At 65.7% G+C, this 25,530-nt stretch carries 31 protein-coding genes; 18 read left to right on the forward strand and 13 right to left on the reverse strand.

From position 1 onward, the window contains the following. Positions 1-163 precede the first annotated feature (163 nt). The 4 genes from ACXJ1Z_RS07620 to ACXJ1Z_RS07635 all read left to right on the forward strand — a co-directional run bounded on the left by ACXJ1Z_RS07620 (position 164) and on the right by ACXJ1Z_RS07635 (position 5,182). Positions 164-1,204 carry a quinone-dependent dihydroorotate dehydrogenase gene (locus ACXJ1Z_RS07620; RefSeq protein WP_463780769.1) on the forward strand — a complete coding sequence of 347 codons (1,041 nt, stop codon included), beginning with the start codon at positions 164-166 and terminating at the stop codon, positions 1,202-1,204. A gap of 12 nt (positions 1,205-1,216) precedes the next feature. Then, on the forward strand, positions 1,217-3,016 hold the full coding sequence (gene ggt / locus ACXJ1Z_RS07625; RefSeq protein ID WP_463780770.1) for a gamma-glutamyltransferase: 1,800 nt from the start codon (positions 1,217-1,219) through the stop codon (positions 3,014-3,016). Between the two features lie 21 nt (positions 3,017-3,037). Further along, complete coding sequence (locus tag ACXJ1Z_RS07630) at positions 3,038-4,846, forward strand: AMP-dependent synthetase/ligase (protein ID WP_463780772.1); 1,809 nt, start codon at positions 3,038-3,040, stop codon at positions 4,844-4,846. Between the two features lie 156 nt (positions 4,847-5,002). Beyond that, positions 5,003-5,182: a hypothetical protein gene (locus ACXJ1Z_RS07635; protein WP_463780773.1), complete on the forward strand. Its 180-nt coding sequence runs from the start codon at positions 5,003-5,005 to the stop codon at positions 5,180-5,182. A 44-nt stretch (positions 5,183-5,226) separates the two neighbouring features. Here ACXJ1Z_RS07635 and thiS read toward each other — a convergent pair whose 3' ends face one another. Further along, positions 5,227-6,222, reverse strand: coding sequence for a sulfur carrier protein ThiS (thiS, locus tag ACXJ1Z_RS07640; protein ID WP_463780774.1), 996 nt, complete (start codon positions 6,220-6,222; stop codon positions 5,227-5,229). Between the two features lie 17 nt (positions 6,223-6,239). After that, positions 6,240-6,611 carry a MerC domain-containing protein gene (locus tag ACXJ1Z_RS07645; protein ID WP_463780776.1) on the reverse strand — a complete coding sequence of 124 codons (372 nt, stop codon included), beginning with the start codon at positions 6,609-6,611 and terminating at the stop codon, positions 6,240-6,242. Between the two features lie 108 nt (positions 6,612-6,719). On the opposite strand from ACXJ1Z_RS07645, the gene ACXJ1Z_RS07650 reads away from it, so the two are divergent. The 4 genes from ACXJ1Z_RS07650 to rpsI all read left to right on the forward strand — a co-directional run bounded on the left by ACXJ1Z_RS07650 (position 6,720) and on the right by rpsI (position 9,864). Further along, entirely contained in the window at positions 6,720-7,784 is a 1,065-nt protein-coding gene (locus tag ACXJ1Z_RS07650) for a COX15/CtaA family protein (RefSeq protein WP_463780777.1), read from the forward strand. Positions 7,785-7,878: 94 nt separating this feature from the next. Further along, on the forward strand, positions 7,879-8,682 hold the full coding sequence (locus ACXJ1Z_RS07655) for an aspartyl/asparaginyl beta-hydroxylase domain-containing protein (RefSeq protein ID WP_463780779.1): 804 nt from the start codon (positions 7,879-7,881) through the stop codon (positions 8,680-8,682). A gap of 166 nt (positions 8,683-8,848) precedes the next feature. After that, the gene (rplM, locus tag ACXJ1Z_RS07660; protein ID WP_463780780.1) at positions 8,849-9,328 is read left to right on the forward strand and encodes a 50S ribosomal protein L13; all 480 of its coding nucleotides are present in this window, start codon (positions 8,849-8,851) and stop codon (positions 9,326-9,328) included. Next, entirely contained in the window at positions 9,328-9,864 is a 537-nt protein-coding gene (rpsI, locus tag ACXJ1Z_RS07665) for a 30S ribosomal protein S9 (RefSeq protein WP_463780782.1), read from the forward strand. The genes rplM and rpsI overlap by 1 nt, the downstream gene beginning before the upstream one ends. 550 nt (positions 9,865-10,414) lie before the next feature. Here rpsI and ACXJ1Z_RS07670 read toward each other — a convergent pair. Genes ACXJ1Z_RS07670 through ACXJ1Z_RS07680 form a run of 3 tightly spaced genes read right to left on the reverse strand, consistent with a single transcriptional unit; the run spans position 10,415 to position 12,507 of the window. Next, positions 10,415-11,287, reverse strand: coding sequence for a metallophosphoesterase family protein (locus ACXJ1Z_RS07670; protein WP_463780783.1), 873 nt, complete (start codon positions 11,285-11,287; stop codon positions 10,415-10,417). Between the two features lie 10 nt (positions 11,288-11,297). Beyond that, positions 11,298-12,197, reverse strand: coding sequence for a diacylglycerol kinase family protein (locus ACXJ1Z_RS07675; RefSeq protein ID WP_463780785.1), 900 nt, complete (start codon positions 12,195-12,197; stop codon positions 11,298-11,300). 43 nt (positions 12,198-12,240) lie between these two features. Then, entirely contained in the window at positions 12,241-12,507 is a 267-nt protein-coding gene (locus tag ACXJ1Z_RS07680; protein ID WP_463780786.1) for a hypothetical protein, read from the reverse strand. A 256-nt stretch (positions 12,508-12,763) separates the two neighbouring features. Here ACXJ1Z_RS07680 and ACXJ1Z_RS07685 point away from each other — a divergent pair, with 256 nt between their 5' ends. Further along, positions 12,764-13,054 (forward strand): UrcA family protein, encoded by a 291-nt coding sequence (locus tag ACXJ1Z_RS07685; protein WP_463780787.1) that lies wholly within the window; start codon positions 12,764-12,766, stop codon positions 13,052-13,054. A gap of 273 nt (positions 13,055-13,327) precedes the next feature. After that, on the forward strand, positions 13,328-13,627 hold the full coding sequence (locus tag ACXJ1Z_RS07690) for a UrcA family protein (protein WP_463780789.1): 300 nt from the start codon (positions 13,328-13,330) through the stop codon (positions 13,625-13,627). A gap of 97 nt (positions 13,628-13,724) precedes the next feature. On the opposite strand, the gene ACXJ1Z_RS07695 is transcribed toward ACXJ1Z_RS07690, so the two are convergent. The 3 genes from ACXJ1Z_RS07695 to ACXJ1Z_RS07705 form a co-directional block, all read right to left on the reverse strand. Next, positions 13,725-14,504 (reverse strand): LytR/AlgR family response regulator transcription factor, encoded by a 780-nt coding sequence (locus tag ACXJ1Z_RS07695; RefSeq protein WP_463780791.1) that lies wholly within the window; start codon positions 14,502-14,504, stop codon positions 13,725-13,727. Continuing rightward, positions 14,497-15,804 (reverse strand): sensor histidine kinase, encoded by a 1,308-nt coding sequence (locus tag ACXJ1Z_RS07700; RefSeq protein ID WP_463780792.1) that lies wholly within the window; start codon positions 15,802-15,804, stop codon positions 14,497-14,499. The genes ACXJ1Z_RS07695 and ACXJ1Z_RS07700 overlap by 8 nt, the downstream gene beginning before the upstream one ends. A gap of 145 nt (positions 15,805-15,949) precedes the next feature. After that, positions 15,950-17,470, reverse strand: a complete 1,521-nt coding sequence (locus ACXJ1Z_RS07705; RefSeq protein ID WP_463780793.1) for a fumarate hydratase — start codon at positions 17,468-17,470, stop codon at positions 15,950-15,952. A 155-nt stretch (positions 17,471-17,625) separates the two neighbouring features. Here ACXJ1Z_RS07705 and ACXJ1Z_RS07710 point away from each other — a divergent pair, with 155 nt between their 5' ends. The 5 genes from ACXJ1Z_RS07710 to ACXJ1Z_RS07730 all read left to right on the forward strand — a co-directional run bounded on the left by ACXJ1Z_RS07710 (position 17,626) and on the right by ACXJ1Z_RS07730 (position 21,181). Beyond that, positions 17,626-18,237, forward strand: a complete 612-nt coding sequence (locus ACXJ1Z_RS07710; RefSeq protein ID WP_463780794.1) for a protein-L-isoaspartate O-methyltransferase family protein — start codon at positions 17,626-17,628, stop codon at positions 18,235-18,237. A 68-nt stretch (positions 18,238-18,305) separates the two neighbouring features. Beyond that, entirely contained in the window at positions 18,306-19,808 is a 1,503-nt protein-coding gene (locus ACXJ1Z_RS07715) for a TolC family outer membrane protein (RefSeq protein ID WP_463781195.1), read from the forward strand. Next, on the forward strand, positions 19,805-20,275 hold the full coding sequence (locus ACXJ1Z_RS07720; RefSeq protein ID WP_463780795.1) for a DUF2497 domain-containing protein: 471 nt from the start codon (positions 19,805-19,807) through the stop codon (positions 20,273-20,275). The genes ACXJ1Z_RS07715 and ACXJ1Z_RS07720 overlap by 4 nt, the downstream gene beginning before the upstream one ends. Before the next feature lie 76 nt (positions 20,276-20,351). After that, positions 20,352-20,783, forward strand: a complete 432-nt coding sequence (locus ACXJ1Z_RS07725) for an acyl-CoA thioesterase (RefSeq protein WP_463780797.1) — start codon at positions 20,352-20,354, stop codon at positions 20,781-20,783. Further along, positions 20,780-21,181 carry a (2Fe-2S) ferredoxin domain-containing protein gene (locus ACXJ1Z_RS07730; protein ID WP_463780798.1) on the forward strand — a complete coding sequence of 134 codons (402 nt, stop codon included), beginning with the start codon at positions 20,780-20,782 and terminating at the stop codon, positions 21,179-21,181. The genes ACXJ1Z_RS07725 and ACXJ1Z_RS07730 overlap by 4 nt, the downstream gene beginning before the upstream one ends. Positions 21,182-21,196: 15 nt before the next feature. Here the strand turns inward: ACXJ1Z_RS07730 and ACXJ1Z_RS07735 are convergent, their stop codons facing one another. Then, on the reverse strand, positions 21,197-21,490 hold the full coding sequence (locus ACXJ1Z_RS07735) for a hypothetical protein (RefSeq protein WP_463780800.1): 294 nt from the start codon (positions 21,488-21,490) through the stop codon (positions 21,197-21,199). Between the two features lie 126 nt (positions 21,491-21,616). Here ACXJ1Z_RS07735 and ACXJ1Z_RS07740 point away from each other — a divergent pair, with 126 nt between their 5' ends. The 3 genes from ACXJ1Z_RS07740 to xth all read left to right on the forward strand — a co-directional run bounded on the left by ACXJ1Z_RS07740 (position 21,617) and on the right by xth (position 23,227). Continuing rightward, positions 21,617-22,045 carry a CBS domain-containing protein gene (locus ACXJ1Z_RS07740; RefSeq protein ID WP_463780802.1) on the forward strand — a complete coding sequence of 143 codons (429 nt, stop codon included), beginning with the start codon at positions 21,617-21,619 and terminating at the stop codon, positions 22,043-22,045. 73 nt (positions 22,046-22,118) lie between these two features. Beyond that, a complete protein-coding gene (gene erpA, locus ACXJ1Z_RS07745) occupies positions 22,119-22,442 on the forward strand; it encodes an iron-sulfur cluster insertion protein ErpA (RefSeq protein WP_463780804.1) in 324 nt (107 codons plus the stop codon). 11 nt (positions 22,443-22,453) lie between these two features. Then, complete coding sequence (gene xth, locus ACXJ1Z_RS07750) at positions 22,454-23,227, forward strand: exodeoxyribonuclease III (protein ID WP_463781196.1); 774 nt, start codon at positions 22,454-22,456, stop codon at positions 23,225-23,227. Between the two features lie 44 nt (positions 23,228-23,271). Here xth and ACXJ1Z_RS07755 read toward each other — a convergent pair whose 3' ends face one another. The 4 genes from ACXJ1Z_RS07755 to ACXJ1Z_RS07770 form a co-directional block, all read right to left on the reverse strand. Beyond that, positions 23,272-23,919, reverse strand: coding sequence for a cell wall hydrolase (locus tag ACXJ1Z_RS07755; RefSeq protein ID WP_463780805.1), 648 nt, complete (start codon positions 23,917-23,919; stop codon positions 23,272-23,274). Between the two features lie 190 nt (positions 23,920-24,109). Further along, positions 24,110-24,430, reverse strand: a complete 321-nt coding sequence (locus ACXJ1Z_RS07760; RefSeq protein ID WP_463781197.1) for a DUF1491 family protein — start codon at positions 24,428-24,430, stop codon at positions 24,110-24,112. A gap of 26 nt (positions 24,431-24,456) precedes the next feature. After that, positions 24,457-24,945, reverse strand: coding sequence for a PaaI family thioesterase (locus ACXJ1Z_RS07765; protein WP_463780807.1), 489 nt, complete (start codon positions 24,943-24,945; stop codon positions 24,457-24,459). Beyond that, complete coding sequence (locus tag ACXJ1Z_RS07770) at positions 24,920-25,381, reverse strand: PTS sugar transporter subunit IIA (RefSeq protein WP_463780808.1); 462 nt, start codon at positions 25,379-25,381, stop codon at positions 24,920-24,922. Before ACXJ1Z_RS07770 ends, ACXJ1Z_RS07765 begins: the two co-directional genes overlap by 26 nt. Positions 25,382-25,530 lie beyond the last annotated feature (149 nt).

A 25,530-nucleotide genomic window follows, 5' to 3' on the forward strand; every position in this document is an offset into this window, starting at 1 on the left:
TCCCTATGCACCGGACGAGGGGTTTAATTGTAAAATTGCGACATCGACGAGAAATATGGGGACACGCGGTCCTTTTTGACACACCTGTCTGGAGGCCAGAAATCCAGTGAAACCTACGTATCCCGATTGAGCCAGAGGTTACATTTCGGTTAAGCGCCTGCCTGTGTCTTATTTCTCAACCATCCGCCCGCTGCTTTTTCGGCTCGAGCCCGAAGTGGCCCACACTCTGGCCCTGCGATCGCTGGCGATGGCGCCCAGCCGCAAGGCGCCGGCACAGTGCGTCAGCCTGGCCGTGAATGTTGCCGGGCTCGCCTTTCCCAACCCGGTCGGCATGGCCGCCGGCTTCGACAAGGATGCGCGCGCCGCCGCCGGCCTGCTTGGACTGGGCTTCGGTTCGGTCGAAGTCGGCACGCTGACGCCGCGTCCCCAAGCGGGCAACCCGCGCCCGCGCCTGTTCCGCCTGGTCGAGGATCAGGCGGTCATCAACCGGATGGGCTTCAACAACGGCGGCGTGGCAGCGGCGGCGAAGCGCCTGGCGAAACGCCGGCGCGAATCCGGGATCGTCGGCATCAACATCGGCGCCAACAAGGATTCGGCGGACCGCGTGCTCGACTACCAGGTGGCGTTTCGCGCCATGGCGCCGCTGGCCGATTACGTGACGATCAACATATCGTCACCCAACACGCCCGGCCTGCGTGCCCTGCAGGACAAGGTGGCGCTCGAGGAACTGCTCGACGCCGTGATCGAGGAGCGCACCAATCTGGGCAGCGCGGTGCCGGTGTTCCTCAAGGTCGCCCCCGATCTCGAGCCGGTGGACATCGACGACATCGCCAGCGTCGCGATCGAGCGCAATATCGATGCGCTGATCGTCTCCAACACCACGATCGCCAGACCGGCCCTGCGATCGCGTCATGCGGGCGAGACGGGTGGCCTGTCGGGCGCGCCGCTCAGGCAAGTGGCGCTGCAGCGGCTGCGCGACTTTCGCAAGGCGACCGGCGGCGCCATGCCCTTGATCGGCGTCGGCGGGATCGCGAGCGCGGAAGACGCCTGGCAGCGCATCCAGGCGGGCGCGAGCCTCGTGCAGGTCTATTCGGCGATGGTGTTCGAAGGCCCCGGTATCGCGCGCGCTATATGCGACGGGCTCCACCGGCTGATGCGGCGTGATGGCTTCGCTTCCATTGCCGAGGCGATCGGAAGCGAATAACGGCTGGGCCTGATGAATCCACGACACACTCCCGCCCGGCTGCTGGCGCTTGCTGCCGCAGTCCTGCTTCCCGCCTGCGCCGCGACGACGGCGCCGATCACCACCGGCTCGCCATCGGACCGCGTGGACGCCGCAAAGGCGACGCCGGCGCAACCCGGTATCGTCAGCGCCGCCGACCCGCGCGCCGCCGCCGCCGGGGTCGAGATCCTGCGCAAGGGCGGCAGCGCCACCGATGCCGCGATCGCCACGATGCTGGCGCTCAACGTGGTCGAGCCGCAGAACTCCGGGATCGGGGGCGGCACCTTCTATGTTCGCAGCGACAAGGCCGGCGCGCTGACCACCATCGATGGGCGCGAGACCGCGCCGCGGGCCGCGCGGCCCGACTGGTTCCTTGGCCCCAATGGCAAGCCGCTTGCGGGGGGCCAGATCTACACCGGCGCGCGCAGCGCCGGGGTGCCGGGATCGCTGGCGACGATGGCATCGGCCCACGCCCGCTTCGGCAAGCTGCCCTGGGCCGACCTGTTCCAGCCCGCCATCCGCCTGGCGCGGGACGGCTTCGTCGTCTCGGCGCGGATGCACAACGGGCTTGACCTCTATGGCCGCCACATGACGGGCTGGGCGCAACAGACCTATTTCCCCTTCGGCAACCCGGTGGCGACCGGCATAACCATGCGCGTGCCCGAACTGGCCAAGACGTTCGAGCGGATCGCCAGCGAAGGGGCCGCGCCGTTCTATCATGGCGAGTCGGCCCGACGCATCGCCACCGCGCTCGCGACCGCGACACCACGCCCCTCGCCGATGACCGCATCCGACGTGACCTCGTACAAGGCGAAGGATCGTCAGCCGGTCTGCGCGATGTACCGCGTGTACAAGATCTGCGGGATGGGTCCGCCGTCTTCGGGGGGAATCACCGTGCTGATGATCCTCAAGCAGCTGGAGCGGTTCGACATGGGCAAGCTGGGGCGCAACTCGCCCGTGGCCTGGCACTTGCTCGCCGAATCGGAACGCCTCGCCTACGCCGATCGCGACACGTATGTCGCCGACCCGGACTACGTCCGCGTTCCGGTCGCCGGACTTCTCGATCCGGCCTATCTCGCCGCTCGCTCCGCGCTGATCCGCCAGGACAGCAGTCTCGCCACCATAGAGCCGGGCCAGCCCGCCGGTGCCCCGCCGCGCCAGCGCGCGCCGTTCAAGGACGATCCGGGCACCACGGATTTGGCCGTCGCGGATGGTCACGGCGAAGTGGTTTCGGTCACCACCACGATCAACGGCTACTTCGGCTCGGGCATCGCGGTCGACGGCTACATGCTCAACAACGAACTGCCCGACTTCGACGCAGGCCCGGCCAAGGACGGCTATCTGGTCGTAAACCGCGTCGAAGGCGGCAAGCGACCGCGCAGCTCGATGGCGCCGACGATCGTCTATGGCCCCGACGGCTCGGTACGGCTTGCGATCGGCGCTGCGGGCGGCTCGACCATCATCTGCCAGATCGCCAAGGCGCTGATCGGCGTGCTCGACTGGAACATGAGCGCGCAGGACGCGATCGCGATGGGGCTGGTCTATGCGCCGGGTACCAAGGCCGGCGTGATCGAGCAGGGCAGCGACCTGGAACCCATGCTGCCGCAGCTGCTGGCGCTGGGCGAAACGCTGCGGATCGCGCCGCTGGGACTGAAGGCCAATGCGATAGAGGTCGTGGGTGGAACGTGGGTCGGTGCCGCCGATCCGCGCAGCGAGGGCGTGGCGATGGACACGACCGGGGCTGTCACGGTAATCGAGCGGCGCGCGAACGAATTGAACGGCGCACACGAGTAACGTCTCGAGAGGATATTCCCGATGCCGGCCGGCCTGCAGCTCAGCGACATGGCGCAAGCGCCGAACCTCGTCGCGATGTTCCTGTCGCGCGCCGACGCGCTGGGCGACAAGCCGTTCCTGCGCCACAAGCATGACGGCGAATGGCGGGCGATAAGCTGGAACGAGACCGCGAGGCGGGTTTGCCTGATGGCCCAGCATCTGCGGCAGCTGGGCCTGAAGCCCGGCGCGCGGGTGATGATCGTCTCGGAAAACCGCCCCGAATGGTGCATCGCCGACCTCGCGATCATGGCCGCCGGCTGCATCACCGTTCCCGCCTACACCACCAACACCACGCGCGATCACCTCCACGTCCTGCAGAACGCCGGCGTGCGCGCGGTGATCGTCTCAACCGCCAAGCTCGCGGGCGCGCTGCTGCCGGCGGTAGTGAAAAGCGACTGCTGCGATCACGTCATCAGCCTGGAGCCACTGCGCGCCGGCCAGAACAAGTTCACCGTGCACGACTGGGCGACGTTCACGCAGGGCGATGCCGTTGCGGCGCGCAAGGCCGTCGACGCGCGGATCGCCACCATCGGCCGCGCGGACCTCGCCTGCATCATCTACACCAGCGGCACGGGCGGCGCCCCGCGCGGCGTGCGCCAGCATCACGGCATGATTCTGATGAACATGGCCGGCACCGTCCAGGTGATCGACGAGGATTTCGGCTGGACCGACGACGAGGCGATGCTCTCGTTCCTGCCGCTCAGCCACGCCTACGAGCATACCGCCGGGCAGTTCGTGCCGATCGGGCTGGGCGGCCAGATCTTCTATGCCGAAAGCCTGGAAAAGCTCGCCGCCAACATCGAGGAGACCCGCCCCACGCTGATGGTGGTGGTGCCGCGCCTGTTCGAGGTCCTCCGCACGCGCATCATCAAGCAGGCCGAAAAGCAGGGCGGCGCCGCCAAGTGGCTGATGGGCAAGGCCGTGGCGATGGCCAACCGCAAGGCTTCCGGCAAGCCCGCGCTGATCGATCGCGCGCTCGACCTGCTGCTGGCGCCGACCTTGCGCCCCAAGATCCGCGCCAAGTTCGGCGGGCGGTTGAAGGCGCTGGTATCGGGCGGCGCCCCGCTCAACCCCGAAATCGGCAACTTCTTCGACGCGATCGGCATCACCCTGCTGCAAGGCTACGGCCAGACCGAATCAGGCCCTGTGATCAGCTGCAACCGCCCCGCCGCCGGGATCGCGATGGACACCGTCGGCCCGCCGCTTCCCGGCGTGCAGGTGCGCATCGCCGACGATGGCGAGATCCTCGTCGGCGGCGAGCTGGTCATGCAGGGCTATTGGGACAACCAGCCCGCCAGCGAGGCGGTGCTGCAGGACGGCTGGCTGCACACCGGCGACATCGGCGAGTTCGACGCCAGAGGCCGCATCCGCATCACCGACCGCAAGAAGGACATGATCGTCAACGACAAGGGCGACAACGTCTCGCCCCAGAAGGTCGAATCGATGCTGACGCTCCAGCCCGAGATCGGCCAGGCCATGGTGACGGGCGACCGGCGACCCTACGTGGTCGGGCTGATCGTTCCGGACGCCGAATGGGCGGACGGCTGGGCCAAGGCCAACGGCGTCGCCGCCGGCGCCCTACACGCCGATCCGGCCTTCAGCACTGCGATCCGCACCGCGATCGATCGGGTCAACATTGAGCTGTCGGTGATCGAGAAGGTACGCCGCTTCGCCTTGGCCGACGAACCGTTCGGGATCGAGAACGAGGAAATGACCCCCAGCCTCAAGATCCGCCGTCACAAAATCAAGGCCCGCTATGGCGATCGGCTGGACGCGCTCTATCGCGTGTAGAGCGGCGGATCCGGGTTGATGCCCTTGGCTCGGACAGGCCTCGCGGCCAATCACCTGGGCGCGCGGCAGTTGGCCCCAATGGACACGTCGGAACGAACTCGCCGCTGAAAGATTTGAATCTCCACACCTTTTGCCACCCGCAAGTGGAGAGAAGACATGGAATATCTTTGGGGATTCCTCATCATCGGTGGCCCGATCATCCTGGGCCTCGCGCTGATCTATGGCACGTTCCAGTATCGCAATCGCGATCGCAGGCTGGATCGCGTGTCGCAAGACAGCGCAAAGCGCGTGCGCGAAGACTCCATGCGTGAGGAAGAGCGCAAGGTCATGCGCTAAAGCGCCCTTCCCCGTCCTGCGACGGGGACGCGCGAAGACCTAGATCAGATCAGGCCTGCCAGCGGGCTGGAAGGATCCGCATACTTGCGGGTCGCCATCCGGCCGGAACGGTAGGCCTCGCGCCCCGCTTCCACGGCCAGCCGCATCGCGCGGGCCATGCGAATCGGATCCTTGGCCTCGGCGATGGCGGTGTTCATCAGCACACCGTCACAGCCCAGTTCCATCGCCACGGCCGCGTCGGACGCGGTACCGACACCCGCATCCACCAGCACCGGCACGCTCGCACCCTCGACGATGAGGCGGATGGTGACACGGTTCTGGATACCCAGCCCCGAACCGATCGGCGCGCCCAGCGGCATCACCGCGACGGCGCCGGCATCCTCGAGCTGCTTGGCCGCGATCGGATCGTCGACGCAATAGACCATCGGCAGGAAGCCTTCCTTGGCCAGCACTTCGGTCGCCAGCAGCGTCTCGCGCATGTTGGGATAGAGCGTGCGCGCTTCTCCCAGCACTTCCAGCTTCACCAAATCCCAGCCGCCCGCCTCGCGCGCCAGGCGCAGCGTGCGGATCGCATCGTCCGCGTTGAAGCAGCCCGCGGTGTTGGGCAGGTATGTGACTTTCTTGGGATCGATGAAGTCGGTCAGCATCGGCGCATTGCGATCGGACACGTTGACCCGGCGCACCGCCACGGTGACGATCTCGGCGCCGCTGGCTTCCAGCGCGGCGGCGTTCTGGGCGAAATCCTTGTACTTGCCGGTGCCGACGATCAGCCGCGAACGAAAAGTACGACCGGCCACGGTCCAGGTGTCCGCAGGCGCGAGCGGCGCATCGCCACCACCGACGAAATGCACGATCTCCAGCGTATCGCCATCGGCCAGCGCAACTTGCGCCAGCGTGGAGCGCGGAACGATCACGGCATTGCGTTCGACCGCGACCTTGTTCGGATCGAGATCGAGGCTTGCCACCAGATCGGAGATGGTTGCGCCAGGCGCGATGCGGCGGGGGTCGCCGTTGACGGTGAGCTGCAGTTGAACGGTCATGCTGCGCCAGATAACGCTCAACCCGGCTTGTGCAAGTTGCGGATGTGGGCCGCGGCGACCAGCGAGACCCCACAGATCGTCAACACCGCTTCGGGCAGGCCATGTCCGACGAACAGCGCCGCGGCCATCAGCGAAAGCCCCGCGGCGCCAAGCACCAGTGGCTCCAAGCGGCCGTGCCGCAAGGCGCCGAAACCCAGCGATATGCCGCCGATCACCACCGCCAGCGCCAGTCCATAGCGGTGGATTTCGGGGGCGAGCAGCACTTGTCCGCCCAGCCCGAGCACGCCGACCAGCACAACGCCGAGCACGCAATGGACGGCGCACAAGCCCGATAGGACCACGCCCAGGCCGTCCATCCGGCTACGAATCGAGGTGAGTGCGCGGTGCATGGGGTTCCAGATATGTGATGTTGTATCATCCGACAACCCACATGGGCAAAAACAGTTCCTCGCCGCACGGCTTGCGAAACGTCTGGCGTGGGAGCAGGGACGCCAGCCATGAGGAATGTTTCCGGAAAACCGATCCTTGGCACCAGCGACGATATCGTGCCGATGGTGCGCTGGCTGACGATCGTGGCGCTGATGATCCTGGCGATTGTGGTGATCGGCGGGATCACCCGTCTGACCGAATCCGGCGTGTCGATCGTCGAATGGAAGCCGGTCACCGGCGCCCTGCCCCCGTTGACCCAGGGGCAATGGCAAGATGAATTCGCCGCCTATCAGCGCACGCCGCAATACACCCAGGTCAACGGACCTGCCGGCATGACGCTGGCGACCTACAAGTTCATCTACTTCTGGGAATGGCTGCATCGCCTGCTGGCGCGCGTGATCGGGCTGGCCTTTGCCGCGCCACTGGCCTGGTTCTGGTTCAAGGGTACGATCCCGGGCGGCTACAAGCCGCGCCTGCTCGCCTTGCTGGCGCTGGGTGCCCTGCAGGGCGCCGTCGGCTGGTGGATGGTGTCGTCGGGCATCGTCAACGACGTGAAGGTCAGCCACTTTCGCCTCGCGGCGCATCTGCTGGTGGCATTGACAACGCTGGCCGGCCTGGTGTGGACCGCGCTGGACCTGCTGGCGCTCAAGCGCGGGGAGCCACGCGCCCGGCTTGCCGGCATCGGCACCGTGGCGCTGGCGCTGGTGGCGGTGCAGCTGTTCTTCGGCGCGTTGCTGGCCGGAATGCGCGCGGGCGTCGTCGCCGGTGCGGGCTGGGGCAACTGGGATGCCTGGCCGCTCATGCAGGGCCGCGTCTTCCCGGATGGGGTAGAGCCGGCGCTGGTGCCGTTCAGCGATCCCTACTTCGTCCACTTCTTCCATCGCTGGTGGGCCTGGGCTGCGGTGGTCGCGCTGATCGTGCTGGCGCGACGGATCAAGGCCAAGCATCGGCCGATTTCGGTCGCCATCCATGCCGCGTTCGGCACGCAGATCCTGCTGGGCATCTTCACCGTCTGGTCGGGCGTCACGCTGTGGATCGCGGTGGCGCACCAGCTTGTCGGCGCGCTGCTGCTGTGCGCCACCGTGTGGGGTGCGCATGCCCTGGGCCGCAGGCCTGCGCGGGCGCAGCGGTAGGGCCGCGGATCCGCTTTGGGTTGGGCTTGGCCATGCGCCGCATTGAATGTAACGACCTAGGTCGAGACCGCCGGCGCCCCAGTGCAGCCGGCAAATGGCGCAAGTGGAGGCGGCATTGAACTGGCAGAAGACCGTAAGCGCACGCGGATGGAAGGTGCCGTTCGTCAACAAGTCGCTGTTCCAGATCGGCAAGGACCTGCGCCCCAAGATCGATCGCGTGATCATGCGCAACTCCCGGATCCCCGACGCGGCCGTGCAGGACAAGGCCTTCTTCCCGTGGATCGCCGAGCTGGAACACAACTGGCAGGCGATCCGTGACGAGGCCTTGCGCATCCGGGCAGAGGACATTCCTTCGCTGGGCGATCTCTCCTTCGATCATGGCAGGATCGCCGCCGACCGTCGCTGGCGGGCCTTTTTCCTGAAAGGCTACGGCTATCGCCTGGCCATAAACGGTGCGCGGGCGCCGATCACCGCCGCCGCGATCGAGCGTGTGCCCGGACTGGTCACCGCCAACTTCTCGGTCCTCGAAGCCGGCGGCCACATCCCTCGTCACTGGGGCATGACCAAGGGCATGCTGACCTACCACCTGGCGCTCAGGGCCCCGGCCGAGCGTGACCGATGCCGCATGCACCTCGAAGGCCCCGACACGCTTCATGTGCTCACCTGGGCGGATGGCCAGTCCTTCCTGTTCGACGACATGTTCAATCACGAGGTCTGGAACGAGACCGATGAGGATCGCTACGTCCTGCTGATCCAGATCAAGCGGCCCTGTCGGTGGCTGGGCACGTTGATCCAGAACACTTTTCTGTTCGGTGTGCGCCATTCGCGGTTCGTGAAGGACATCACCAAGGCGATCGAGCGCGCCAGCAACAACCCCGCCGTCGCGGTCCGGCCCTGAGCGGCATTTTACGCCCGCGCCACGATGCATTAGCATCAACGGTATTATTTTACCTCTCGGCAAACCCGCGCAATCCTTGACTCTGCGACGGATCTGAACGATTGGGCCGCCTTCTCGCGCTTCCGACAGCCGGCGGCGCGACACAGTCATAGGGATAAGACCAGCCATGAAGGCGCTTACGAAGGTCACCCGGTCGATCAAGCCGGCCGAGGTGGAGAAGAACTGGCATCTGATCGATGCCGAGGGTCTGGTCGTCGGCCGGGTCGCCGTGATCATCGCCGATCTGCTGCGCGGCAAGCACAAGCCCAGCTATACTCCGCACGTCGATTGCGGCGATCACGTCGTCGTGATCAACGCCGAGAAGGTGCGCTTCACCGGCAACAAGCTGAAGCAGCAGACCTATTACAAGCACACCGGCTACATCGGTGGCATCAAGGAAATCACCGCGGACAAGGTCCTCGCCGGTCGTTTCCCCGAGCGCGTGCTGGAAAAGGCCGTCGAGCGTATGGTCCCACGCGGACCGCTTGGCCGTGACCAGATGCGTGCACTGCATGTCTATGGCGGCACCGAGCATCCGCATGCGGGCACCCAGCCCCAGCCGCTCGACGTTGCATCCATGAACCGCAAGAACAAGGTGGGTGCGTAATGTCCGACACCGAAAATTCCGTCCAGAGCCTGTCCGACCTCGCCGAGCTGACCGCCAACGCGCCGCTCAGCACCGAGGACGCAGCGCCTGAAGCGCCCAAGGTTCGCACCGGTCCGGCCGCGCCGATCCGCCCGCAGGAAATCGACAAGCAGGGCCGCGCCTATGCGACCGGTCGCCGCAAGGACGCCGTTGCGCGCGTCTGGCTCAAGCCCGGCAGCGGCAAGATCACCGTCAATGGCCGTGATCAGGCTGTGTACTTCGCCCGCCCGACCCTGCGTCTGGTTATCGCGCAGACCTTCCAGATCACCGATCGTGTCGATCAGTACGACATCGTCGCCACCGTCAAGGGTGGTGGCCTGTCGGGTCAGGCCGGCGCCGTGAAGCATGGCATCGCCCAGGCTCTCAGCAAGTACGAGCCGCTGCTGCGCGCCGCGGTGAAGTCCGCCGGCTTCCTAACCCGCGACAGTCGCGTGGTCGAGCGCAAGAAGTATGGCCGTGCCAAGGCGCGCAAGAGCTTCCAGTTCTCGAAGCGCTGATTTCAAATTCCAGTTTCGTGGCGACGGTCACGATTGGGAGGGCTCGTGGGAAACCACGGGCCCTTTCTGCTTTTGCCCATCAGCATGACACAACGATCTTGACTATATGAACCGTATCGGTTATATGCTGCAGCACTGGAGCAGGTCTCGGCCTGATCCGGTAAATGGCGGGTGCGGGCGGACAGGGCCTTGTTCGACACCACCCCGCACCGTGCGGCCGGCGCTTCACAGACGGGCGCCTGCACCCGATGCGATTGCCAACGATCGGCATACCGGCGGCACGCCCGCAGGCTCTCCCGATCGTTCAAACCGGCGGTGTTCTGCGAACCTTTCGCCGCCCGGGCCTCGCATGACAAGAAGGTCGAGCTGGCGGTCCGCTTACGCGCTTCCCCCGTCAGCCGGTCGCAAGATGGAACGCGAGCCAAGCCTGTCGCGCCAGGTACCCCGCGCCGGCCGCAACGTCCGCCGTGTGTTTCCCTTGGCGTAACCCCGCGCTCGCCGGCGGGCACATTCGCATGCCCGCTCTCCAGACGAACATACTGTCAGCCGCTTAATGTACTGGCGGATCCTGCGCCGGCACGGCGGCGATCGGCGAGACCGGTTCGCCCGGCGTGCGCGGCGGCAGCGCGTTCTCGGGCACATCGTCGATCTGCATGTCGGGTGTCGGCACCCGTTGCAGATTGCGGGCTTCCACTTGCACCTTGTCGCCGTCGATTGTGATCTGATTGAAGCTTGGAGGCGTGGAGCGTACCCGCTTCGACAGCGTTCCCGCGCCGATCATCCGTACAGGACCGAAGGCGGTCTGCTCGATCAGGTCGAACGGATCGTGGACATGACCCGTCAGGACCCCGAGGACCTTGCGCTTGGCGAGTTCCTCCAGCGCCAGCTTGCCACGCTTGGTCAGGACGTTTCCGCGCGAATTCACTTCGACCAGCGGATGATGCGCGGTGACGAGCACTCGCGTGCCCGGCGGCAGCGCGTCGATCAGAGCGAGCGTCTTGGCCAGCGCCGGGCGGGTGATCCAGCCGCGCGACCAGTTGGTCCGCCACTGCGCCCGCGCCGTGGTCTTGAGCGGCACAAGCGCTACTCCACCAAGGTCAAGTTCGCGCTCGAGCACCGCCTCGATGCTGCGGAAGCGCTTGTATGGGTCGAGGAAGCGTTCGATGGGATTGAAGTACGGCATGTCATGATTGCCGATCTCCACCGTCACCGGAACGTCGAGCGACCCGATCCATTTGCACGCGGCGACGAATTCGCGATGCCGGGCCCGCATGGTGAGGTCGCCGGTCACCGCCACCGCATCGGGCCGCTCCGCGCCGATGCAATCCTCGACCCAGGCAAGCGCGGCGGGATCCTCGAGGCCGAAGTGGATGTCGCTGACGTGGAACAGCTTGATGGGACGCCGGGCGATCGTGTCGTTCATCTCGCTCGCCTCACGATGCATCCGCGGTCGCCCAGAAATCGACATCGCTCTGAGCCAGCTCGAACTCCTCTTCCGCCGCGCCCTGGTACGATTCGCCGTCGATCAGCAAACCCATCGGCTCGCCATCGGTGCTGGCGATATGGATCACGTCGTGACGCCCAAGCGATTCGTTGGGTCCGTTGCGGAAGTCGCGCTGAAGCAGGGCGAACCCATGCCGGGCGAAGTCGATCAGCGATTCGGTGTAATACCCCGCGCCCTCGATACCATCATCCCGCGGCGTCAGGGTGATCGCGGTATAGCCCTCGTCGCGGCCGCAATCGCTGTCGCGGCAGACCACCTTGGATCCGCCCGCCGATGAGGAAATGGCCTCTCCCGCAGTATCCATCAGCTCCTTGATATTGGGCGCGCGCATCGCCTCGCGCACGTCGGCCCACGCGGTTCCGGGCCCGGCGAGCGCCCCGGTCAGCCCGGTCGCATGGCGTGAACGCAGAACGGTGGGACGTACGCGCCTGATGATGCCGCCATCGAACCGGGCGATGATCTCAGGCGCAGTGGCATCGCCGTGCAGGCGCCGGGCCAGCATGTTCATCGTGCCACCGGGAAGCGGCAGCACCGTACCCTGCCAGCCCGAAAGCGTGGCGACGATCGAGCTGATCGTGCCGTCGCCCGCGAAAATAGCGATCGTATCGGCCCCCTTGGCATCGAGGTCGGCGACTGACGGCGGCTCATCACACGGGAAGCAGGTTTCCCCCAGCAAGGCGATCCCGGCCGTCGACAAGGCATCGCGCAGGGCCGTCAACGCCGCTTCGTCGTTGCTGCCGCTGGCCTCGTTGCGAACCAGCCAAAGCCGGGCCGCCTTGGCGGGGCCGACCGATGCCGAAGTCGCCGCTGACGGCGCAGGGTTTTCCATGCTCATTCCCGCAGAACAGGACCGGGGAAACTAGGTTCCCCTGTCACGCGCGTCCGGAAAGAATAAGCCAGGCCGCCAGTCCGTTCATGGCGCTGTAGCCGACATAGGCCAGCGCCCAGCCCGCCGATCCGGCCGAGACCATCCACATCGCCCCCAGCAGCATGGCGAATTCGACCACCAGGCTCATCCGGCCGCCCAGCAACCGGAACATGGCGGGCAGTGAGTCGACCAGCGGATGATCGCTCTCCAGCACCGCGCGGTGCAGCGCGAAGTTGGCGATTCCCAGGATGAAGACGATCACGATAGCCATCTGTCCCCCCAATGTAGGTCGGCGGGGCAGGCCTGGCCATACGCGAATGCGCCATGTCCGTTCGAGCGGACGGCAGGGTCGGGCCGTTCGGCGCTGGTCGGGCGGACACGTCGTTCGTCGGGCAGCGTCAACGCCGGTCGATGCCGGCAAGGCGGCGGTCGAGCGAGGCAGGCGGGCCTGCGCGGCGATAGGCAAAAGCCACGCATCGAGCCGCCCGACGCACCGTTCACCCGGCTCATCAAACCGGAGAAGTACGATGATCAAAACCGTTCTGTTCGCCGCCGCCGCTGCCCTTGCTACCGTCGCCACTTCGGCGCCCGTCCTCGCCAAGGATGTGGTGGTGCGTTACGGCGATCTCGACCTTGCCACCGCCAAGGGTCAGAAGGCCTTCACCCACCGCATCAACCGCGCCGCCAAAATCGCCTGCGATTTGCGCGACGGACAAGGCCTGCCAAGCCATGATGCAATGACCTGCTATCGCCAGGCCCGTACGAAAGCGCATGCCGAGATGGCCATGCGCCTGCGGAACGACCGCCTCGGCGGCTGAATATGCGCTTCGTCGCAGATCACGATGGCGGGCCCCGGTGGCCCGCCTTTTTCGTTGATGGGCCACACACGCCCGCCCGTCTCCCGCGCGACCGACAGCGCGCCCGGCCATGCCGTTCGTCGATCCCCGAAGTCGTTGGTGCCGTCATGGTGGCGCTGGTCGATCCCGACCGTGCCGCCGTCGAGCCGGCGATGCGGGCAAGGTTCGATCGGCGCACATCCGGGTCAACGGGCCGCCTCACTCCAGGCCGGCGCCACTGCAAAGGAACCCAAGATGCTCAAGACCGCCCTGTTCGTTGCCGCTGCCGCCGCCGCCACGCTCGCCGCTGCGAGCCCGGTGCTCGCAAGCGAGGTTTCGGTGCGCTACAAGGATCTCGACCTCGCCACCCCTGCCGGCCAGAGCAAGCTGGCCCGACGCCTGGACGTCGCGGCGCGCGAAGCGTGCGGTTACGACGAGACGATAACCGGAACCCGCCTGCCCGCGCGATCGACCGTCGAATGCTATCGCCAGGCGAAAGTGCGTGCGCGCAACGCCATGGCCACGATCCTCGGCGATATCCAGCGCGGCGGCTGATCCCCTTTCACGGCGTCCCTACAAGAAACCATGGAGACCGACTGGCGGGCCCCTCACCAGGGCCCGCCTTTTTGTGTGCCGGCGCTCTGCCGCGATCTCAGCGACCGGTCATCTTCTTGACGGCGGGCAAGTAGGTCCGGCCGATGCGCAGCGCGGTACCGTCGGCCAGTTCCGCCGACCACACGCCCAGTCCTTCGTGGCGCAATCCCGTGATCGCGTCCCGGCGCAGGATGCAGCTGCGATGGATGCGGATGAAGCGCGCCGGGTCGAGCCGCTGTTCGAGCCCGGTGATCGTTTGCAACAGCAGGAAACTCTGCGCACCCAGCGCGCCACCGACGTGAAGCCGGACATAGTCGCGCTCGGCATCGATGCGTTCGACGTCGCTGGCGGCGATGCGTACCAACTCGGAGCGATGCGGCACCCAGAATTCGGTCAACCACAGGCTTGCGGCCGCGGCCTGCGTCTCCGCCGGCTCGACGAACCGGGAGCGCCGTGATCCCACCCGCTGCACCGCGCGCTGCAGCCGCTCGGGCGAGACCGGCTTGAGCACGTAGTCTATCGCATCCAGATCGAACGCCTCCACCGCGAAGCCATCATGCGCGGTCACGAAGATCACCGCGGGCGGGCTTGGCCGCGTGCCCAAGGCGCGCGCCACGCCCAGCCCGTCGGTCAACGGCATCGTCATGTCGAGAAGCACCAGGTCGGGCGCCAGCGCGTCGATCAGCCGCAACCCGGCCTCGCCGTCGCCAGCGGTGCCGATCACGGCGATGCCGTCGAGCCGGGCGCAGATCATCTGCAAGCGTTCGACGGCCAGTGGCTCGTCGTCGACGATCAGCGCGCGCAAGGGAGCAGCGTCAGGCACGGATGGGTCAGTCATCGCGCTGCTCCTGCATGGGAACCCGCAAGGTGGTGCGAAAGCCGCCCTTGGCCGGCCTGCCGAATTTCAACGAGGCGTTGGTGCCGAACCGGGCGCGCAGGCGATCGCGCACGTTGGCAAGGCCGATGCCGGTGCTGTGCGTGCCGGCGACCGCGGTGCCCGGTCCGTCATCGCTGACCGTCACCACCAGCTGGCTGCCTTCGCGCCACGCGGCGATGACGATGGAGACTTTCGCCTGGGTGGCGGCGACAGCGTACTTCACCGAATTCTCGACCAGCGGCTGCAGAATCATGCCCGGCACCATCGCCCGCTCGACATCCTCGGCGACATCGATCTCACAGTTGAGCCGGTCGGGGAAGCGGACCGACTCGATCTTGAGATACAGCTTCTGCAGTTCGATCTCGTCGGCCAGCGACAGGTCGCTGGTGGGATCGCCAGACAGCGTGTGGCGATAGAAGGTCGACAGCGTCTGGATCATCGTCTCGGCATCGTCGTGCCGGCCCACCATCACCAGCGCCGACAGCGAATTGAGCGTGTTGAACAAGAAGTGCGGGTTGATCTGGTAACGCAACGACCGCAGCTCGGCCTGTTCGGCGGCGCGGCGATATTCGCCCTCGCGCCGCTCCGCCGCGCGTGCCTGCTCGGTCTTCGCCAGCGCGAAATAGAACGCGGCCCAGGCCAGGACCAGGAAGTAGCGACCAAACGCGGTGTCGGCGATCAGCACCCAGCGGTTATGGCTGTCCTTGCCGGACACTTCCATGGCGGCGCCGGCGTCCTTGTCCCCCGAGTGGATGGTGATGGTGTGTTCCCCCTTTTCGCGGGTGATCGTCGGCACGGCCGGCGGTGCCGGGGCCTCGCTGCGGGTCGCGCCCGGCGGCACTGGCGGGACCGGTGGAGCGGGGGGCGGCAGATCCACCAGGATGTTGCCGGCGGCATCGTGAGAGATGCTCACGGTGCGCTCGGTCGAATCCTGCCTGGTGGTGACGACCTCGACGTCGGCGAAGATGGCTTCGTTGATCAGGCTCAAGGCCAGGCTGACCGGAAGCGCGCCCAGTACCACCACCAGCAGCCGGGTGGTGAACGATTTGCGGTCGAACAGCTGCAGCAGCGGCCACAGCGCTGCCATCACCAGCATCGAGACGATGCAGATCGTCAGCCGCCGCGAGACGATCGGCCAGACGAAATCGATGCCCAGCAACATCCCGCGTAGCGTCGCGACGGTGAAATAGCACGCCCACAACGCGGCAAGCGAAGCCAGCACGAGGCGCGCCGGTACGCGAGGATGGGCGAGGTCGGTCATGGCCGATCATGGTAGCGCGAACGCCGGGGCGCAAGCCAGTACGCCGGTCGGATCAGGTCGATTGTTGGTCGAAGCGGCGATCCGCCACGGTCCCGGGCGACACCCCCGGCGCTGGCGCCGCGAGTGTCGCCTCGGAACGCGATGATCAGACGGTCGCGGCTTCGCGCGCGATGCGCTCCTTCCAGATCTTCGGCGCGAGCTGGTGCACGTTGTTGCCTTGCGAATCGACCGCTACGGTCACCGGCATGTCCGACACGGTGAACTCGTAGATCGCTTCCATGCCCAGATCCTCGAAGCCGACCACGCGCGCTTCGCGGATCGCGCGGGCGACCAGATAGGCCGCACCGCCGACCGCCATGAGGTAGGCGACCTTGTGCTTGGCGATGACTTCGGTGGCGCCCTGCCCGCGCTCGGCCTTACCGATCATCGCCAGCAGGCCAAGGTCGAGCATCATGTCGGTGAAGCTGTCCATCCGGGTCGCGGTCGTCGGCCCTGCCGGTCCGACCACTTCGCCCATCACCGGATCGACCGGGCCGACATAGTAGATCGCCTTGCCGCGAAAATCGACGGGCAGCGCCTCGCCGCGCTCGAGCATGTCCTTGATCCGCTTGTGCGCGGCATCACGCCCCGTCAGCATCGTGCCGTTGAGCAGCAGGCGATCGCCATGCTTCCAGCTCTGCACTTCCTCGGGCGTCAGGGTGTCGAGATCGACGCGCTTGGCTTCCTTGTCGGGCGTCCAGGTGACGTCGGGCCACTCGTCGAGATTGGGCGTCTCGAGGAAGCTCGGCCCCGAACCGTCGAGCGTGAAGTGCGCGTGGCGCGTCGCCGAACAGTTGGGGATCATCGCCACCGGCTTGCCGGCCGCGTGGCACGGCCACTCCTTGATCTTGACGTCGAGCACGGTGGTGAGACCGCCCAGCCCCTGCGCGCCGATGCCCAGCGCGTTGACCTTCTCGAAAATCTCCAGCCGCAGCTTCTCGGTATCGGTCTGGGGCCCGCGCTCCTTGATCTCGTGGATGTCGATCTCTTCCATGAGCGACTCCTTGGCCAGCAGGATCGCCTTTTCGGCGGTGCCGCCGATGCCGATGCCGATCTGTCCGGGCGGGCACCAGCCGGCGCCCATCTGCGGGATCATGTCGATCACCCAGTCGACGATCGATTCGCTGGGGTTCATCATCTTGAACTTGGACTTGTTCTCGCTGCCGCCACCCTTTGCCGCCACATCGACCGAGACGGTATTGCCCGGCACGAATTCGACGTTGAGCACGCAAGGCGTGTTGTCCTTGGTGTTGCGGCGGGTAAACGCGGGATCGGCGACGATCGAGGCGCGCAGCTTGTTCTCGGGGTGGTTGTACGCCCGGCGCACGCCTTCATCGACGACTTCCTGCATCGACATGTCGCTTTCGAGTCGGCAGTTCTGACCCCATTTCAGGAACACGTTGACGATCCCGGTGTCCTGGCAGATCGGCCGGTGCCCCTGTGCGCACATCTTGGAGTTGGCCAGCACTTGCGCCATCGCGTCCTTGGCGGCGGGGCTCTCCTCGCGCTCGTAGGCGGCACCCAACGCGCGGATGTAGTCCATCGGATGGAAGTAGCTGATGTATTGCAGCGCGTCGGCGACGCTCTCGATAAGGTCCTGTTCGCGAATGGTGACCATTTCGGCCATGATCGTTGCACTCCTGATACGGTCTTGATCGATTCCATAGTCGCGTGACGGTGGGTCCGTCAAAGCGCTTGGCCACGACTGGACCATGACTTAGAAGGCGCTTCGAGCGCAGATGCCCGGCAAGGTCACGGGCCGATGAGGGAATAGCCAAGCCAATGACGGTTACCGAGGAACGCGTCGTCCACGATCAGCGCGATACCAGCGCCGCGGCACGCCGGGCCATGATCGACAGCCAGCTGCGTACCAGCGGTGTCAACGAACCGTGGATCCTTGATGCCATGGGCACGATCCCGCGTGAGGATTTCGTCCCTGCTTCCATGCGCGAGGCCGCCTATATCGATCGCGCGATACCGCTGGGTGACGGACGGATGCTTGCAGCGCCGATCGTGCAGGGACGCTTGCTGGCGGAAGCACGGCCTATCCGGTCGGACAAGGCGCTGCTGGTCGGCGATGGTGCGGGCTATCTGGCAGCCTTGCTGCGCCCGCTGGTCGGCTCGCTGGATGCGCTATCCCCTGCGGAGGCGCTGGAGCGCGGCGATGGCGACTACTCGCTGATCGTGATCGACGGCGCGATCGAAGTGCTGCCCGACGCACTGGTCGACCGACTGGCCGAAGGCGGCCGCATCTCCACCGGTCAGGTCCTGCGCGGCGTCACCCGTATCGCGATCGGGCAAAAGTCAGGCACCAACGTGTCGCTGCTGCCGCTGGCCGAGATCGGCATTCCCATACTTCCGCAATTCGGCGCTCCCAAACGCTGGAGTTTCTGATCGTGGTCCGGTCCGCGACGCGTGCCGGTATCCGCAATGGGGCAGGTCTGGCGGCGCTGGCGCTCGCGATGGCGAGCCATGGCGTGGCGCGGGCGGACACTCTGACGCAGGCACTGGTCGAGGCGTATCAGACGAACCCGACGCTTGAATCCTCGCGGGCCCAGCAGCGCGCGAACGACGAGAACGTGCCGATTGCCAAGGCTGCGGGACGGCCCAACCTCGGCGTCACCGCGTCCTATACCGAGATCGTCCAGCGCAGCGTCAATTCGTTCAACGCGCCCCAGCGCGCCGGTGCGGCCGGTGCGGACCTCAGCATCCCGATCTACTCCGGTGGGGGCGTCAAGAACCAGATCAAGGCGGCAAAGCTGCGGGTCGGCGCCGGGCAGGCAGATCTGCGCGGCACCGAATCATCGCTCTTCAACCAGGTCGTGACGGCCTACATGGACGTGATCCAGAACCAGGCGATCGTCGGGCTGAACCGCAGCAACGTGGCGGCGCTTTCCACCAACCTGCAGGCCACCAGCGACCGGTTCCAGTTCGGCGATCTCACCCGCACCGACGTGGCGCAAAGCCAGTCGCGCCTGGCGCTCGCGCGCGGCGACCTGCGTACGTCCGAGGCTAACCTCGCCAACGCGCGCGAACGCTACATCCAGCTGGTGGGCAAGGCGCCCGAGGATCTCGAAGCGCCGCCACCGCTGCCCAACCTGCCGGAAAACGCGACGGACGCGGTCACCTACGCTCTCGACAACAATCCCGACCTGGTCGGCGCACGCGAACGGGTGAAGGCCGCCGAAAGCGACATCGACGTGGCGGGAGCCGGCCGCCTGCCGACGGTCAGCCTGTTCGCGTCGGGCACCTACAACAACTATTTCAACACGCTCGCCAGCGGCGTCGTGGGCGTTTCGCAGACCGACAAGCAGGCTCAGGTCGGCGCACAACTGTCGATCCCGATCTTCCAGGGCGGCCGCCCGGCGGCGCAACGCCGGCAGGCGCAGGCCAATGCCTCCGCGACGATGGAAAACCAGGTCGCCACCGAGCGGGGCGTCGTCGCCCAGGTGCGCTCGGCCTATCAGTCCTACATCGCCGCCACCGAACTGATCGCACTGAACCAGACGGCGGTCGATGCCGCCGCGCTCAGCCTCGAAGGCGTCCAGGCCGAAAACAGCGTCGGCAACCGCACCATCCTCGACATCCTTGATGCCGAACAGGAGCGATTGCGCGCGCAAGTCCAGCTCGTCATCGCGCGGCGCAATGCTTACGTCGCCGGCTTCTCGCTGCTCGCCGCCATGGGCCGCGCGGAAGCCCGCGACCTCAATCTCGACGGCGGCGTGCTGTACGATCCCGCAGTCAATTACAAACGAGTACGTGGCAAGATCTTCGACTTCGACGATGATCCGGCACCGGTCGTAAAGGCGACGCGCACCGTTGACACGCCGGTGCAAGCTGCGGACATACCGGCGGCGGATGTTCCGCCACCCGCGATCCAGCCGGGCGATGCGGGTACGGGGGTAACCGCTCCGGCAACCGGGGCGGAAAGACCGGCAGGGGCAATAGGGGCAACACGGCCATGAAACAGAACGGCGAACCCACGGTCGAAGAGATCCTGGCATCCATCAAGCAGGTCATCGCGCGCGATGCCCGCGTCGGCTTCGATGCGCCGCGCCGCGAAGACCCGGTGACGGCGGCGCCGGCCGAGCAGGCGGTTCACGACCATGATGACGTCCTCGACCTGACCGAGGCCGTCGCCAGCGAGCCGGTCGAGAGCGAGAGCGAAACCGACACTGCCACCGATACCGCTGCCCCGCTGCTCACCGAGAACACGCGCGCCGCTATGCGCGATTCGCTGGCCGCACTGGCCGCGATCTCGGGTCCGGGCGCGATTCCGCAGATCGTCCGCTCGGGCGAAACGTCTCTGGAAGGTCTCACCCGCGAACTGCTGCGCCCTGCCCTGACCGACTGGCTGGACAAGAACCTTCCTGCGCTGGTCGAGCGTCTGGTCGCGGCAGAGATCGCACGGATCGTCGGCAAGAAAGCCTGATCGCAAGCGACGCCGCACGAGGAGATCCGATGTCGCTCTCTGGACGCAGCACGGACGGCACCCTACTTCTTCGTCCATGGCAAAGCCCGATCCTGCGTTTCTGAACCCTGCACGCTATCCGTTCACCTGCCGCATCGAGCCGCGGTTCGGCGATCTCGACGTCAACATGCACATCAACAACGTGGCCATGGCCTCGATGATGGAAGAGGCGCACGTCCGCTTCCATCGTGCCAGCAACTATACCGCGCAGCTTGCCGGACTAAGCTCGATGGTCGCGAGCGTGACGATCGAATACCTGGGCCAAGGGTCTTACTCCGAACCCGTCGAGATTCACGTCGCCGCCGAACAGATCGGGCGGACCAGCCAGACGCTGGTCAAACTGGCGACGCAAGCCAGTCGCACGATAGCATTCTCGCGTGCGGTAATCGTGACCGTGGGACCGGATGGCCCTGCTCCGATGCCTGCCGCCCTCGTGAAGTCCAGCGATCGTTGGACCCTGCGCGCATGAGCGGCCGGACCGACGTCACCAAGGCGCGCGATGCACTGGCGAAGGCCGGCGGCACGGGTATCGCCAGCCACATCTTCCTGTGCGCCGAACCGCAGAAGGGTGAGTGTTGCCGACCTGAAGTGGGCGCGGCTGCCTGGAAATTCCTCAAGAAGCGCCTGAAGCAACTCGGCCTCGACGGTCGCGGCGGGGTCGCCCGCACGAAGGCCGATTGCCTGCGTATCTGCGTTGCCGGACCTATCGCCGTCGTCTGGCCCGACGGCGTATGGTATCACTCCTGCACCGAGCCGGTTCTCGAGCAGATCATCCAGCAGCACCTCATCGGCGGCGTCCCGGTCGAGGATTTCCGCTTGCGACCGACGCAGGATCCACAACTCGAAGGCACCGCGATCGAGGACTGACGTTCCGGAGGCTGCCTATTTGTTACGCTCTTCCTCAAGCTTGTTGCTGATCGAGTCGTCGTGACCCGTTCCGCTCGACAGAAAGATCAGGCCCATCAATGCCGATGTCAGCAGCATCGTGAAACCGATCCCCAATGCCGCGGCGATATAGAGATGGATCGAGACCATGCCGTTGCTGCGGTAGAGTACCCAGAGCGAACCTAGCACGAGCGTAACGGTCACCAGCATCATCCAGCGCATGATCCGGCGATAGCGCGCCCAGGCGTGCGCGGCCTTCTCCGGATCATCGAGGGGGGAACGCGGTATCATCGCGTCTATGTGCGACGGCTGCGGCGCGGCTGCAAGGGGGATCCACATCCGCTTCGATGCAAGCGAATTGGCCTCGATCACGCGTCGTGTTATCGTGCCTTCATAGCAAAAACGGGAGAGCACGCGATGAATATCGGGCGTCTTATCGAAGGCCGCGACACCACGGTCGTGACTTGCACGACCGACACGCTGGTGAGCGAAGCGATAGCCTTGCTGGCCGATCGCCGTATCGGCGCGATGCCGGTGCTGCATGACGGCAAGCTGGCGGGCATCTTTTCCGAACGCGATGTCGTCTATCGATTGCGTGACGCCGGCCAACAAGCGCTGGCGATGACCGTTGGAGACGTGATGACCGCGCCAGCCGTGACCGCGCATCCCGACACGTCGGTGCTGGCGGCCTTGTCACTGATGACGAAGCGCCGCATCCGACATCTGCCGGTGATCGCGGATGAGAGGATGATCGGCTTCGTCTCGATCGGCGATCTGGTGAAGCATCGGATCGACCAGATCGAAACGGAAGCCGAAGCGATGCGAGCCTACATCCAGTCCGCCTGAACGCTCGCGATAGCGCGCCGTGCGGCGCTTGCCGCCAGCCCTTGCCACGCCTACATCGACGGACATGGATATCATGCCGCCGAATTTGAGCCCTTCCGCTGCCGCCCGCGTCGCGACGATCGCGCAAAAGCAAGGCAAGCCGGCGATCCTTCGGCTTTCGGTCGAAGGCGGCGGATGTTCGGGTTTCCAGTACAAGTTCGGTCTGGCCGACGCCATCGACGATGCCGATACGATCGTCGAGACCGATGGCGTTCGCCTCGCGGTCGACGACATGAGCCTTGAACTGGTGGCCGGTTGCACGGTCGATTACGTCGAGTCGCTCGGAGGCTCGGCCTTCAAGGTCGAAAATCCGCAAGCGAGCGCCGGCTGCGGTTGCGGTTCAAGCTTCGCGGTTTGAGCGACACGTTGATCAAGGTCGCATCGTTCAACATCAACGGCATCAAGGCGCGGCTGCCGCGCCTGCTGGAATGGCTTGAAGAGACACGTCCGTCGGTCGCCTGCCTGCAGGAGATCAAGACCCAGGACGAGGGATTTCCCGCCGCCGAGTTCGAAAAGCTGGGCTACAAGGCGATCTGGCATGGCCAGAAAGGCTTCAACGGTGTCGCCATACTGGCCGATGGCGAGCAGCCGGTCGAAGTGCAGCGCGGATTGTCGGGTGAGCCCGAGGACGAACATTCGCGTTACATCGAGGCAAACGTCTTCGGCATCCGCGTGGCCTGCATCTACCTGCCCAACGGAAATCCCCAGCCCGGCCCCAAATTCGACTACAAGCTGCGATGGATGGACCGTTTACGCAGCCGCATGGACGCGATCCGGGCCGAGGAAGTGCCGGCGATCGTCACCGGCGACTATAACGTCGTACCCAACGATCGGGATATCTGGTCACCACCAGCGCTGGCCAGCGATGCCCTGATGCAGCCGGAGACGCGCGACGCCTATCGTCGACTGCAATACGATGGCTGGACCGATGCGCTGGAGATCTACAATCCGCGTGGCGGGGTGTGGACGTTCTGGGATTATCAGGCGGGTGCCTGGCAACGCGATCACGGCTTTCGCATCGATCACGCGTTGCTCTCGCCGGAACTGGCCGATCGCCTGACGGGTTGCGGTATCGACAAGGCGCACCGTGGCCGCGAAAAAGCCAGCGATCATGCGCCGGTATGGGTCACCCTGCGAGCGTGATGGCGCTTCGTTGATCCCGGATCGCATCCGGGGTCACGATCAAATCAACGGTAAAAGATGTGATTGTCGACCCGCGCCAGACGCGTGAGGCGCCAGCTGGGTGAAACGCGGGCTGCGTGGAAGAACAACGCACCGCTGGCTTCGCTCTTGTAGCTTCCCTCGTCGGCAATTTTCGCGACCGCAATCGCTTCGCGCCAATCCTGCGATCCGGCGCGAACCGATGGCATGCTGTTTCCGCGCACGAACGAGAATTGCGATGGCTGATAGACGACGCCGCAGTAGCTGGCCGGGAAGCGACCCGACTTCGAGCGGTTCACGACCACGCGCCCGACAGCAAGCTGGCCTTCCAGCGACTCGCCGCGCGCTTCGAAGTAGATTGCTCCGGCAAGGCAGCGCATCTCGGGGGTAAGATCGGTATCGGTGGCTTTTTGGTCGACGAGCGCATCGAGCGATCCGGCCTGATGCGCCTCGGCCAGATGATCATCCTGCTCACCGGTAGCGACGGTGCCGTCGGCATTCTTGGGCAGAGCCTGCACCATCGGCTGGGAAACGAACTGGGTCGACGTTTCCGGAAGCATGAGCGTCGGGATCATCGCCTCGGCATACGCTACCGACCCTCGAACGCTGAACATGGCCGTCACCAGCGTTCCGACAAGCGCAACCGCGCTTGCCAACCGTACTTTGCTTCGCATTAAAGACGTTCAAAAAGCGGTGGGCATCCGTCGCAGGCGGGAACGATTTGTTCCTTGAGCACGTTCATTCGATGTGCACGCCAGCCGATGGCCCCCCGTCTGCGTGCTAGCTGGAGCGCTGATCTGCGCCGCCAAGCCGCTTTCGCTTGTGAGCGAGGAGGCGGATGGCTTACCGCATCTGCGAAGTCAATCAGCAATCAACCATGTCGTCGACGAAGCGTTCGGGGTTGCGGATGTCCAGTTCCACGACCCACAGATCGGGATCCTGAGCTTGGCGTCGCTCGAGATATTCGCCGAATGCGTGGGGATCGTCTGCATCCTGGGCCTTGGTCAGAGACCACTTTCGGCTGCCGTCCGCCTGCGGCATGCGCTCGTATGCGGTCGATAGTGCGCCCCTGTCCGTCAGCACCAACAACAGCGTGCCGGCATCGCGTTCGCCTTTCGCCAACACGGTGGCAAAGCCGCCTTCGGCCTGCACGCGGCGAATCAGGGCACTGACCCGAAGATGCATGGGAAGGCGCGGGGCGGCAGGTTCGCTCAAGCGATAGCGTCCGCGCCAGAGTAGCCCGGCAAGCTCGAAAGCGGGATACGCGAGCGCATGAACGTACCGGTTCCGCGTCCGATCTCTTCACCTTCCTCGTCAACCAATCGCGACTCGGCCACCAGAACGCGCCGTCGCCCGCTGACCCAGCGTCCCTCGGCCACGATCATCCCGCCACGAACGGGCTTGGTCAGGTGCAGGTTGAAGGCGGTCGTCAACAAGAAGCGATCGGTGACGAGCGAATTGGCGGCGTAGAATGCCGCATCGTCGAGCATCTTGAAATACATCGTGCCATGTGCGGCGCCGGCCGCATGGAACACAGTGGGCTCCACCGGAAAAACGATGCGGGCCCTGCCTTCGGCGGTGACGGTCAGGCTGGAGCGGAACAGCTGGTTGATCGGGGCGGACGCATAGAGCCCCTCCAGCGCGCGCCAGTGTAGCTGGGCGCCGGAAGCCGCCTCAGGCGGCGTCGCGGTCGATGACATTGGATAGCAGGCTATAAAGCGCGTCCGGACCGGGTGCGGCAATCAGGGCCGCGCGCATCCGTTCGTCGCGCATGATGCGCGAGATCGCCGCCAGTGCGTGAAGATGCGTCGCCCCGGCGCCATCGGGAGACAGCAGGCCGAATACCAGATCGACAGGCATGCCGTCCGCCGCTTCGAATTCGACAGGTGTGTTCAGCCGGATCACCGCCGCTACCGGCCGGGTGAGGCCGGGAAGCCGGGCATGCGGGATTGCCACGTTGCGACCGAATCCCGTGCTGCCAAGCTGCTCACGCTCCGTCACGCGCGACAGCACCAGCTCTCGATCGAGATCATAGACGCTGGCGAACAGATCGGCCAGACGCGCAAGGATCGCGGCTTTGTCGCCATCTGCGGCCATGGTCACGGCCTCTGGCATCAGGATGAAAAGGGCGCTCATCAAAAGGTTCAATTCGGTTTCGAGGTAATCGGTCCCGGATGCATGTCGCCACCAAGCTTCATGCCATCGTCTGTGCCATCAACACCAAACCCCCGGCATGACCGGGGGCTTGGCCCTGACTTCCGCGATCCGTAAGGCTAACGCCCGCT

It is taken from the genome of Novosphingobium sp. TK46 (assembly GCF_055361525.1).

Coding starts and splice junctions, on each gene's coding strand:
- ggt (WP_463780770.1), top strand. CDS start 1,217: ATGAATCCACGACACACTCCCGCCCGGCTGCTGGCGCTTGCTGCCGCA.
- ACXJ1Z_RS07630 (WP_463780772.1), top strand. CDS start 3,038: ATGCCGGCCGGCCTGCAGCTCAGCGACATGGCGCAAGCGCCGAACCTC.
- ACXJ1Z_RS07635 (WP_463780773.1), top strand. CDS start 5,003: ATGGAATATCTTTGGGGATTCCTCATCATCGGTGGCCCGATCATCCTG.
- thiS (WP_463780774.1), bottom strand. CDS start 6,222: ATGACCGTTCAACTGCAGCTCACCGTCAACGGCGACCCCCGCCGCATC.
- ACXJ1Z_RS07645 (WP_463780776.1), bottom strand. CDS start 6,611: ATGCACCGCGCACTCACCTCGATTCGTAGCCGGATGGACGGCCTGGGC.
- ACXJ1Z_RS07650 (WP_463780777.1), top strand. CDS start 6,720: ATGAGGAATGTTTCCGGAAAACCGATCCTTGGCACCAGCGACGATATC.
- ACXJ1Z_RS07655 (WP_463780779.1), top strand. CDS start 7,879: ATGGCGCAAGTGGAGGCGGCATTGAACTGGCAGAAGACCGTAAGCGCA.
- rplM (WP_463780780.1), top strand. CDS start 8,849: ATGAAGGCGCTTACGAAGGTCACCCGGTCGATCAAGCCGGCCGAGGTG.
- rpsI (WP_463780782.1), top strand. CDS start 9,328: ATGTCCGACACCGAAAATTCCGTCCAGAGCCTGTCCGACCTCGCCGAG.
- ACXJ1Z_RS07670 (WP_463780783.1), bottom strand. CDS start 11,287: ATGAACGACACGATCGCCCGGCGTCCCATCAAGCTGTTCCACGTCAGC.
- ACXJ1Z_RS07675 (WP_463780785.1), bottom strand. CDS start 12,197: ATGGAAAACCCTGCGCCGTCAGCGGCGACTTCGGCATCGGTCGGCCCC.
- ACXJ1Z_RS07680 (WP_463780786.1), bottom strand. CDS start 12,507: ATGGCTATCGTGATCGTCTTCATCCTGGGAATCGCCAACTTCGCGCTG.
- ACXJ1Z_RS07685 (WP_463780787.1), top strand. CDS start 12,764: ATGATCAAAACCGTTCTGTTCGCCGCCGCCGCTGCCCTTGCTACCGTC.
- ACXJ1Z_RS07690 (WP_463780789.1), top strand. CDS start 13,328: ATGCTCAAGACCGCCCTGTTCGTTGCCGCTGCCGCCGCCGCCACGCTC.
- ACXJ1Z_RS07695 (WP_463780791.1), bottom strand. CDS start 14,504: ATGACTGACCCATCCGTGCCTGACGCTGCTCCCTTGCGCGCGCTGATC.
- ACXJ1Z_RS07700 (WP_463780792.1), bottom strand. CDS start 15,804: ATGACCGACCTCGCCCATCCTCGCGTACCGGCGCGCCTCGTGCTGGCT.
- ACXJ1Z_RS07705 (WP_463780793.1), bottom strand. CDS start 17,470: ATGGCCGAAATGGTCACCATTCGCGAACAGGACCTTATCGAGAGCGTC.
- ACXJ1Z_RS07710 (WP_463780794.1), top strand. CDS start 17,626: ATGACGGTTACCGAGGAACGCGTCGTCCACGATCAGCGCGATACCAGC.
- ACXJ1Z_RS07715 (WP_463781195.1), top strand. CDS start 18,306: ATGGCGAGCCATGGCGTGGCGCGGGCGGACACTCTGACGCAGGCACTG.
- ACXJ1Z_RS07720 (WP_463780795.1), top strand. CDS start 19,805: ATGAAACAGAACGGCGAACCCACGGTCGAAGAGATCCTGGCATCCATC.
- ACXJ1Z_RS07725 (WP_463780797.1), top strand. CDS start 20,352: ATGGCAAAGCCCGATCCTGCGTTTCTGAACCCTGCACGCTATCCGTTC.
- ACXJ1Z_RS07730 (WP_463780798.1), top strand. CDS start 20,780: ATGAGCGGCCGGACCGACGTCACCAAGGCGCGCGATGCACTGGCGAAG.
- ACXJ1Z_RS07735 (WP_463780800.1), bottom strand. CDS start 21,490: ATGATACCGCGTTCCCCCCTCGATGATCCGGAGAAGGCCGCGCACGCC.
- ACXJ1Z_RS07740 (WP_463780802.1), top strand. CDS start 21,617: ATGAATATCGGGCGTCTTATCGAAGGCCGCGACACCACGGTCGTGACT.
- erpA (WP_463780804.1), top strand. CDS start 22,119: ATGCCGCCGAATTTGAGCCCTTCCGCTGCCGCCCGCGTCGCGACGATC.
- ACXJ1Z_RS07755 (WP_463780805.1), bottom strand. CDS start 23,919: ATGCGAAGCAAAGTACGGTTGGCAAGCGCGGTTGCGCTTGTCGGAACG.
- ACXJ1Z_RS07760 (WP_463781197.1), bottom strand. CDS start 24,430: ATGCATCTTCGGGTCAGTGCCCTGATTCGCCGCGTGCAGGCCGAAGGC.
- ACXJ1Z_RS07765 (WP_463780807.1), bottom strand. CDS start 24,945: ATGTCATCGACCGCGACGCCGCCTGAGGCGGCTTCCGGCGCCCAGCTA.
- ACXJ1Z_RS07770 (WP_463780808.1), bottom strand. CDS start 25,381: ATGAGCGCCCTTTTCATCCTGATGCCAGAGGCCGTGACCATGGCCGCA.